The organism is Brevundimonas sp. (assembly GCF_035627055.1).
Classification (GTDB): Bacteria; Pseudomonadota; Alphaproteobacteria; order Caulobacterales; family Caulobacteraceae; genus Brevundimonas.
Genome location: NZ_DASPMM010000029.1, coordinates 1 through 8,820, shown reverse-complemented (window position 1 = coordinate 8,820; position 8,820 = coordinate 1). Strand labels below are relative to the sequence as shown.

At 69.8% G+C, this 8,820-nt stretch carries 6 protein-coding genes, 1 tRNA gene and 2 rRNA genes; 5 read left to right on the top strand and 4 right to left on the bottom strand.

Going from position 1 to position 8,820, the window contains the following annotated elements:
* The 5 genes from VEA98_RS15220 to VEA98_RS15200 all read left to right on the top strand — a co-directional run.
* A 23S ribosomal RNA gene (locus VEA98_RS15220) occupies positions 1 to 482 on the top strand; the annotation flags it as partial.
* Positions 483 to 564: 82 nt separating this feature from the next.
* A 5S ribosomal RNA gene (gene rrf, locus VEA98_RS15215) occupies positions 565 to 679 on the top strand.
* 61 nt (positions 680 to 740) lie between these two features.
* A tRNA-Met gene (locus VEA98_RS15210) sits at positions 741 to 817 on the top strand.
* Positions 818 to 981: 164 nt separating this feature from the next.
* Positions 982 to 1,356, top strand: coding sequence for a BlaI/MecI/CopY family transcriptional regulator (locus VEA98_RS15205; protein WP_324816277.1), 375 nt, complete (start codon positions 982 to 984; stop codon positions 1,354 to 1,356).
* Positions 1,353 to 3,050: a M56 family metallopeptidase gene (locus tag VEA98_RS15200; protein ID WP_324816276.1), complete on the top strand. Its 1,698-nt coding sequence runs from the start codon at positions 1,353 to 1,355 to the stop codon at positions 3,048 to 3,050. The genes VEA98_RS15205 and VEA98_RS15200 overlap by 4 nt, the downstream gene beginning before the upstream one ends.
* Positions 3,051 to 3,083: 33 nt before the next feature.
* Here the strand turns inward: VEA98_RS15200 and ileS are convergent, their stop codons facing one another.
* From ileS to VEA98_RS15180, 4 genes are all read right to left on the bottom strand, one after another.
* Complete coding sequence (ileS, locus tag VEA98_RS15195; RefSeq protein ID WP_324816274.1) at positions 3,084 to 5,999, bottom strand: isoleucine--tRNA ligase; 2,916 nt, start codon at positions 5,997 to 5,999, stop codon at positions 3,084 to 3,086.
* Positions 6,000 to 6,149: 150 nt separating this feature from the next.
* On the bottom strand, positions 6,150 to 7,091 hold the full coding sequence (locus tag VEA98_RS15190; protein WP_324816272.1) for a bifunctional riboflavin kinase/FAD synthetase: 942 nt from the start codon (positions 7,089 to 7,091) through the stop codon (positions 6,150 to 6,152).
* Between the two features lies 1 nt (position 7,092).
* Positions 7,093 to 7,551 carry a MaoC family dehydratase gene (locus tag VEA98_RS15185; protein ID WP_414642190.1) on the bottom strand — a complete coding sequence of 153 codons (459 nt, stop codon included), beginning with the start codon at positions 7,549 to 7,551 and terminating at the stop codon, positions 7,093 to 7,095.
* A gap of 83 nt (positions 7,552 to 7,634) precedes the next feature.
* The gene (locus VEA98_RS15180; protein ID WP_324816269.1) at positions 7,635 to 8,504 is read right to left on the bottom strand and encodes a TIGR01459 family HAD-type hydrolase; all 870 of its coding nucleotides are present in this window, start codon (positions 8,502 to 8,504) and stop codon (positions 7,635 to 7,637) included.
* Positions 8,505 to 8,820: the final 316 nt, after the last annotated feature.

Genomic DNA, 8,820 nt, shown 5'->3' with positions numbered 1-8,820 from the left:
GCGTGGAAGGGCCATCGCTCAACGGATAAAAGGTACTCTAGGGATAACAGGCTGATTTTGCCCAAGAGTCCATATCGACGGCAAAGTTTGGCACCTCGATGTCGGCTCATCACATCCTGGGGCTGGAGCAGGTCCCAAGGGTATGGCTGTTCGCCATTTAAAGTGGTACGTGAGCTGGGTTCAGAACGTCGTGAGACAGTTTGGTCCCTATCTGCCGTGGGTGTTCGAAGCTTGAGAGGATCTGTCCCTAGTACGAGAGGACCGGGATGGACATACCTCTGGTGGACCTGTCGTGGCGCCAGCTGCGCAGCAGGGTAGCTATGTATGGAATAGATAACCGCTGAAAGCATCTAAGCGGGAAACTAACCTCAAAACAAGGCTTCGCTGAGGATCGTGGAAGACTACCACGTTGATAGGCCAGGTGTGGAAGTGGGGCGACCCATGAAGCTTACTGGTACTAATAATCCGATCGGCTTGATCGTTTCTCAGCAAAACTCATTCGATTTCCTTGGTTACCGCCAAGGCTGACAATGTCTTCTCACAATCGTCTATCCGCCTGGTTGACCTGGTGGCTATGTCGGAGGTTCCCCACCCGATCCCATTCCGAACTCGGTCGTTAAGCCCTCCAGAGCCGATGGTACTTCGTCTTAAGGCGCGGGAGAGTAGGTCGCCGCCGGGTCTACCAGACGGATATATGATTGTGTCTTCTCGAACCGCTCTTCCCTTGCACTACCGTTTGCCGCGGGATGGAGCAGCCCGGTAGCTCGTCAGGCTCATAACCTGAAGGTCGCAGGTTCAAATCCTGCTCCCGCACCCAAGATCTCAAAGCCCCGCTTGGCTCCCGCCGGCGGGGCTTTTTGCTGTTCGCGCGCCGGACCTGCCGGACCGCCTTACGCCGAGTTCATCCGGCCGCCACAATCCCGACTTGTTCCGCTACAAGTGTAGCGCTACGTATGTAGCGCCACTTCGAGCGGAGCCGTGATGATCGAAACCTTGCCGCGCCGGGAGAGAGAGGTCTTCGAGACCCTCTGCCGCCTCGAGAAGGGCGCGGTCAGCGCCGTGCGCGCGGCGATGACCGGAGACCTCAGCGACTCGGCGGTCCGGACCCTGCTGGCCCGCCTCGAGGCCAAGGGCCTGGTCGGGCGGAGCGCCGACGAGGACGGCGTCGTCTACCGGCCCCTGCCGCGTCCGGAGGCGATCGCCACCAGCGCCTTGCGCCGCACCGTCGACACCTTCTTCGCCGGCTCGGCGGCGATGGCCGCCACCGCCCTGCTCGGCCTGACCCAACGGCTCAGGCCGGAGGAACTGGAGGCCCTCGAGCGGGCCATTGACGAGGCGAGGGAGCGCGGATCATGAGCGTCGAGCTGCTCCTGGAGCTCCTGGCCAAGTCCGCCGTCATCGCCGCCGCCGGCCTGCTCCTGTCGGTCGTCCTGAACTTCCGCGCCCCGGTGGACCGGGTCGACGTCCTGCGCGCCACGGTCTGCGTCCTGCTCGGCATGCCGCTGGTCATGGCGCTGGCGCCCGGACTGCAGATCGCCCTGCTGCCGGCGACGCAGGTCGAACCAGCCGCCCTGCATCCTGTGATCTGGCAAGGCTCGGTCACGCCGGTGGAAGGGTTGTCCCTCCACGGATCCATCCCGCGGCCGTCGCCCGTTGAGACGATCGCAGGCGTCTGGGCGCTCGGCGCCCTGGCGGTGTTCGGTCGATTTGTCCTCGGCGTGCTGACCCTGCGGCGCTGGACCCGGTGCGGCGCGGCCGTGACGGATCCGGCGTGGACCCTGCCGCTGGAGCGCCTGACAGCAGGCCGACGGCCGCGGCTCGTCGCTTCGCCCAAGGTCGAGGCGCCGCTCAGTTGGGGTCTGCCGCCCGGCGTGGTGTTGATCGGCGACTCGTGCCTCGCACGACCGGAGAACGCCGCCGCCGTCATCGCCCACGAACTGGCCCACGTCCGCCGCCATGACTGGCTGTTCCTGGCCCTGTCTCGCCTCGCCCTCGCCCTGTTCTGGTTCAACCCGCTGGTCTGGCTGCTGCACGCCACCCTGGCGAGCCGGACGGAGGACGCCGCCGACGCCGCCGCCCTCGCCGCGGTGGACCGCCGGACCTACGCCCGCGCCCTCGTCGGCCTCGCCGCCGAGTTCCGTCAGCCCGCCGCCGTCGGCATGGCGGGGAACGTCCACTCCCTGACCCGAAGGATCAAACGCATCATGACTATCCGACAGGCTTCCCGTCCCCGGCCCCTGTCGATGGCGCTCGCCATCGGCGCCCTGGTGGCGATCGCCACGCCCATCGCCGCCCTGGAGATCACCCAGCGGGCGCCGGCGCCGCCGGCCCCGCCGCCGGCCCCGCCGCAGGCTCCGGTCGCGATCCCTGCTCCGCCGGCGCCGCCCGCGCCTCCGGCCCTACCCGCGCTTCTGGCCCTGCCCGCGCCCGCCGCGCCCCCCGCGCCCCCTGCGCCGCCGGCCCCGCCAGCGCCGCCGCGAGGCCAGGACGGCTCCCGCATCACGATCTCCGACGGCGGTCAGGTGCACGTGTACCGCTCCGTCGAGGAGATGGACCCCGAGACGCGCCGAACCTACGAACAGGCGATGCGCGAGGCGGCGGAGGCCCGCGTCCAGGCGGGCCACGCCCGGGAACAGGCGCGGGTCGCCCGTGCGGAAGCCGCGCGTGTGCACGCTGAGGCGCGTGTCCAACACGCCGCGGCCATGGAACAGGCGCGGGCCGCGACCGCCGAGGCGCAGGCCGCCGCCGCCCAGGCCCGGGTCCACGCCGGCGCGGCGCGGGAGGAAGCCCGCCACGCCATGGCGCGCGCCCGCGTTGAAATGCGCAACGGCGCCGAGCAGATGGATCGCGGCGCGCGGGAGATGCGCGAGGAGGCCGGCCGGCTGCGTGACCCCGCCTATCGCGCGCGGCAGATCGAGGAGAACCGGGCGCGGGGCAACACCGTCACCGACGCCGAACTGATCGACCTGTCCCGGCGGCTGCCGGAGCAGGCCGACGAGATGGAGCGGCAGGCGCAGCGGATGCGGGAGCAGTCCGCCGACCGCACCTGAGCCGGTCAGGCCCCGCTTCGGCGGGGCCTTTTTCTACGTCCGGCGCGCGTCCCACCAGCGAACCGCATCGGCGTCGCGGGCGCTGAGCTCGGGATAGTCCGGGTCTGAACCGACGTCCGGGACGCGCCGCCATGAGCGGGCGCATTTCGGATGGTCGGCGAGGCGGACCTCGACCGTCACCGCGTCGCCGCCCGCCTTCAGCTCGGCGCCCGAGGTGCGGAACACCTCGGCGGCGTCTAGACCCTCGAAGGGGGCGAAAGCCTCGGCCGGGCCCGTGACCACGGGCCAGGCGTCGAGGGCGCCGCCGATGATCTTGTCGCGGCGAGCGCCCTCGAGGGCTTCATTGACGATCTCGAGCACAGTCTGGACACCGGCCCAGCGCTCGGCCTCGGCCGGGTTGCGCCAGGCGTCCGGCGTCTCCGGGATGACCCGGGCGCAGTTGGTCCCGGGGTCGGGGAAGCGCGTGGTCCAGGCCTCTTCCATGGTGAAGGGGGTCAGGGGGGCCAGCCAGGCGGTGAGGCGCAGGAAGACCTCATGCATCACCGTGCGGGCGGCGCGGCGGCGGATCGCGTCGGGACGGTCGCAGTAGAGGCTGTCCTTACGGATGTCGAAATACAGGGCCGAGAGATCGTTCGAGCAGAACTCCAGCACCGGGCGGACGACGTCCTGGAAGCGGTAGTCGCGGTAGGCGGCGCGGACGTCGCGGTCCAGCTCCCACAGGCGGTGGAGAATGAACCGTTCGAGCGGCGGCATTTGGTCGAGCGGCAGGCGTTCAGCCTCGTCGAAATCGGCCAGCGCGCCGAGTAGGTAGCGCACAGTGTTTCGCAGCTTTCGGTAAGCGTCGACCGTGGTCTGGAGGATCTGCTTTCCGATCCGCTGGTCCTCGGCGTAGTCGACCAGGGCGACCCAGAGGCGAAGGATGTCGGCGCCCGATTCCTTGATGACCACGGCGGGGTCGGTCGTGTTCCCCTTCGACTTGGACATCTTCTCTCCGTTCTCATCCTGGGTGAACCCATGGGTGAGGACGGCGTCGTAAGGGGCGCGGCCGCGGGTGCCGGAGCCTTCGAGCAGGTTGGACTGGAACCAGCCGCGGTGCTGGTCCGAGCCTTCGAGATAGAGGTCGGCGGGCCAGTGCGACGGGCGGTCGCCGGTGTAGCCGTGAGCCGGATCGCGCGGCTCGAGGGTGAAAGCGTGGGTGCAGCCGGAGTCGAACCAGACATCGAGGATGTCGGTGATCTTCTCGTAGCGCTGGGCGTCGTGGGCGCCGAGGAAGTCGGCGTCGGGCCGGTCGAACCAGGCGTCGGCGCCGCCCTCGGCGATGGCCTTGAGGATGCGGGCGTCGACCTCCGGGTCGTGCAGGGGCTGGCCGGTTTCCTTGTCGACGAACATGGCCAAGGGCGTGCCCCAGGCGCGCTGGCGGCTGATCAGCCAGTCGGGGCGGCTCTCGACCATGGTGCGGATGCGGTTCTTGCCCGCGGCCGGGTGGAAGGCGGTGGCGTCGATGGCGGCGAGGGCGCGTTCACGCAGGGTGCCGTCGTCCTTCAGCGGCTGGTCCATGCGGATGAACCACTGCGGCGTGTTGCGGAAGATGACCGGGGCCTTGGAACGCCAGCTGTGGGGATAGGAATGCTCCATCCGGCCGCGGGCCAGCAGGTTTCCGGCCTCGATCAGCTTCTCCATCACCGCGCCGTTGGCGGGGCCGAATTTGCCGGTCTTCTTGCCCTCGGTCTCGAGGACCTTCAGGCCGCCGAACAGGGGGACGTGCTCGTAGTAGGCGCCGTCGGGGTCGACGGTGTCGGGCACCTCGTGATGGCCGTGGGCCTTCCAGACCTCGAAGTCGTCAGCGCCGTGGCCGGGGGCGGTGTGGACGAAGCCGGTGCCGGCGTCGTCGGTGACGTGGTCGCCGGCCAGCAGGGGCACCGAGAAGCCGTAGCCGGACGACAGGGCCGCCAGCGGGTGGGCGCATTCCAGTCCGGACGGGTTCAGATCGTCGATGCGGGTCCACGTGGCGATTTTCGCAGCGCGGAAGACCTCCTCGGCCAGCTTGTCGGCGAGGATCAGGCGGTCGCCCGGCTTGGCCCAGGGTTCGAACTCCAGCCCGGTCTCCATGGCCGTGACCTCGTAGAGGCCGTAGGCGATCTCGGGGCCGTAGCTGATGGCGCGGTTGGCCGGGATGGTCCACGGCGTGGTGGTCCAGATCACCACCGACGGATTGGCGTGGCGGAAGGCCAGCAGGTCGTCAGGGTGATCGTCGGTGGCGCCGGTGACGGGGAATTTGACCCAGACGGTCGGGCTGACGTGGTCGTGGTATTCGATCTCGGCGTCGGCCAGGGCGGTGCGTTCTACGGGCGACCACATCACCGGTTTGGAGCCGCGATAGAGCTGGCCGGAGTTCTTGAACTTGTGGAACTCGGCGACGATGGCGGCCTCGGTGGAGAAGTCCATCGTGGCGTAGCGATTGTCCCAGTCGCCCACGATGCCGAGGCGTTTGAACTGGTCGCGCTGCACGTCGATCCAGCCGGCGGCGTATTCGCGGCAGGCCTGGCGGAACTCGGCCTTGGAGACCTCGTCCTTGCGCTTGCCCTGGGCGCGGTAGCGTTCCTCGATCTTCCACTCGATCGGCAGGCCGTGGCAGTCCCAGCCGGGGACGTAATCGACGTCGTAGCCGAGCAGGAAGCGGCTGCGGACCACGAAATCCTTCAGCGTCTTGTTCAGCGCATGGCCGATGTGGATGTCGCCGTTGGCGTAGGGCGGGCCGTCGTGGAGGACGTAGAGGGGCGCGCCCTCGGCCTGACGCTGCGCGCGCAGCTTGCCGTAGAGGTCGCCCCACTGTTCGAGGATCAGCGGTTCCTTCTGGGGCAGGCCGCCGCGCATGGGGAAGGGCGTCTCCGGCAGGAAGACGGTCTCGCGGTAGTCGCGGCCGGTGGGCATGTCGCTGGCGTCAGCCATGAAGTCTCGTTTCGTCGTGTGTGATCGTTCGCGTGGATTTCGAGATCCCGGCGTGCGCGGGGCAAAAGCCCTGCGGCGCTACGCCGGGCGGATAATCGAAATCGGGCGAAGGACGCGGACGGTCATGGTGGGAGCGGTCTAGCAGGCGGTTCATGACGGCGCCAGCCGCAGGGCGGCGCGGGCGGCTACGGCGTCGGCGTCGATCTGGGCCTTGAGGGCGTCGAGGCCGTCGAAGGTCTGTTCGCCGCGCAGGAAGGCGATCAGCCGGGTCTCGACGGTCTGGCCGTAGAGGTCGCCGTCGAAGTCGAAGAGCCAGACCTCGAGCAAGGGCTCGTCGAGCGCGAACATGGGGCGCAGGCCGAGGCTGGCGACGCCGTCGAAGGTCCGGCCGTCGGGGAGGCGGGTGCGGACAGCGTAGACCCCGTAGGCGGGGCGCATGTAGTCGCCGAGGCGGACGTTGGCGGTGGGCACGCCGATGGTGCGGCCGCGCTTGTCGCCGTGGATGACCTCGCCCTCGATGGCGAAGGGGCGGCCGAGGATGGCGGCGGCGCGGAGCATGTCGCCAGCGTGGACGGCCTCGCGGACGGCGGAGGAGGAGAGCTTGAGGCCGTCGGGATCGTCGACGCGGTCGCAGACGGTGACGGTGAAGCCAAGGCTCCCGCCCTGGCGGCGCAGGCCCTCGGGCGAGCCGGTGCGGCCCTTGCCGTAGGTGAAGTCGAAGCCTACGGCGGCGTGGCGAATGCCCAGGCCCGAGGCGAGGACGTCGCGGGCGAAGGCCTCGTCCGACATGGCGGCCATGTCGGCGTCGAAGGGCAGGCGGTAGAGGCGGTCGACGCCGAGGGGCTGAAGGGCGCGGGCCATCTGGGCCGGCGTCATCAGGCGGAAGGGCGCGGCGTCGGGCTGGAACCAGCGGCGCGGGTGCGGGTCGAAGCTGACCACGCCGAGCGGGGCGCCGAGGGAGCGGGCGGCCTCGCGGGCCCCGGCGATGACCGCCTGATGGCCGCGGTGGACGCCGTCGAAGGCGCCGATGGCCACCGCCGCCCCCTTGAGGCTGTCAGGCAGGCCGCGCCAGTCGGTGACGATCTCGACCAAGTCAGCCCTTCGCGGGACGCCGGCGGCGGGGCACGCGGACCACGGCGACGCCGTCCATGATCAGCTTGCCGTCGACGAAGCCCTCGCAGTTCAGCTCGACCCGGGCGCTTTCCTGGTCGACGGAGACGACGCTGATGCGGACCACGACATCGTCGCCGGGGCGGACAGGGAGGTGGAAGCCGAGGGTCTGGGAGATGTAGATGGCGCCGGCCCCGGGCAGGATGGTGCCGACCACGGCCGAGCCGAACGAGGCCGACAGCAGGCCGTGGGCGATGCGGCCGCGGTAGGCGGTCTTGGAGGCGAAGGCGTCGTCGAGGTGGACGGGGTTGAAGTCGTCGGAGGCCTCGGCGAACAGGCGGATGCGCTCATCGGAGACGTGGATGACCTTTTCGGCCGCCATGCCGACGTGGAGCTCCTCGAGGATGTAGCCGCCCGAGGGATGTGTCGTGACCAGTTCCATTCCCGGGGCTTAGCCTGAATTGCCTTTGAAGGGGCCATTTTTTGGAGTCGCGCCGACGCCAGCCAGGGCGCAAAGGGCCGGGCTCACCACGCCAGATCGAGCATGGCGTAGCGGGCCCAGGTGGTTTCCGCCTGCAGCAGGGCGCCGGCGCGCGCCGGATCGAGGCGGCCGTCCGGACCCTTGGCGGCGTCGCCGTGGATGCCCTGGGCGATGAACAGGCAGTCGAGGGCCTGGCGATTGGCCCCGAGCACGTCGGTGACTACGCCGTCGCCGATGCACAGCACCCGGGCGCGGTTGACCGTGCGGCCGAGCAGGTTCGCGCCTTCGTGGATGGCCAGTTCGTAGATCGGGCCGTAGGGCTTGCCGGCCATGGTGACGCGGCCGCCGAGGCTTTCGTAGAGGTCGGCGAGGGAACCGCCGCAGTAGATCAGCCGGTCGCCGCGCTGCACCACGCGGTCGGGGTTGGCGCAGATCAGTTCGAGGTCGCGGGCGGCGCCGGCGGCGAGGCGCTCGCGGTAGTCTTCGGGGGTTTCGGTTTCGTCGTCGACGGGGCCGGTGACGGAGATGAAGGCGGCGTCGGCGGCCCCGTCGGCGCGCGCCAGGTCGAGGCCCTCGTAGAGCGGCCAGTCGCGGTCGGGACCGATGATCCAGGCCGGGCCCGGGGCGCGCTTGGCCAGTTCGGCCCGGGTGGCGTCGCCGGAGGTGACGAAGGCCTTCCAGCTGTCGCGCGGCACGCCGAGGCGGTCGAGCTGGGCCACGACGTCGGAAGAGGGGCGCGGCGAATTGGAGATCAGCACCACGTGTCCGCCCTGTTCGTTGAAGCGGGTCAGGGCGGCGCAGGCCTCGGGCCAGCTTTCGCGGCCGTTGTGGATCACCCCCCAGACGTCGCAGAGCAGGATGTCGTAGTCGGCGGCGATGTCGCCGAGACCGTTCAGGGCGTGGGGGAGGGTCATCGGGGGCTGATAGCGGTTTCGGGGGAGGGGGTGAAGGGAGGGAGAGCAGGGATCAGGCGGCAGGCAGCAGGCAGCAGGCAGCAGGCAGCAGGCGGCAGGCATGGGTCTTCGTCTTCCGGGGCGCGGGCCGCGAAAGGTGGGGAGGGCGCGGGGTCGCCGGGCCTCGCCCGGTGATGGGTTGTGTTACCGTTTCGACGAGACAGACGCCCCGCGCGGCCGTTTTCCACGCACCCTACCGGCTGGCGGCCCGTTGGAGCCTTGCCGGAAACACGCCGGCGGCCTTGCGGACGCCGGCGCGGGACGGACCTGCAGACCG

What these genes read in the sequence shown, in the direction of transcription:
- VEA98_RS15205 (WP_324816277.1), top strand. Translation starts at nt 982, where the DNA reads ATGATCGAAACCTTGCCGCGCCGGGAGAGAGAGGTCTTCGAGACCCTC.
- VEA98_RS15200 (WP_324816276.1), top strand. Translation starts at nt 1,353, where the DNA reads ATGAGCGTCGAGCTGCTCCTGGAGCTCCTGGCCAAGTCCGCCGTCATC.
- ileS (WP_324816274.1), bottom strand. Translation starts at nt 5,999, where the DNA reads ATGGCTGACGCCAGCGACATGCCCACCGGCCGCGACTACCGCGAGACC.
- VEA98_RS15185 (WP_414642190.1), bottom strand. Translation starts at nt 7,551, where the DNA reads ATGGAACTGGTCACGACACATCCCTCGGGCGGCTACATCCTCGAGGAG.
- VEA98_RS15180 (WP_324816269.1), bottom strand. Translation starts at nt 8,504, where the DNA reads ATGACCCTCCCCCACGCCCTGAACGGTCTCGGCGACATCGCCGCCGAC.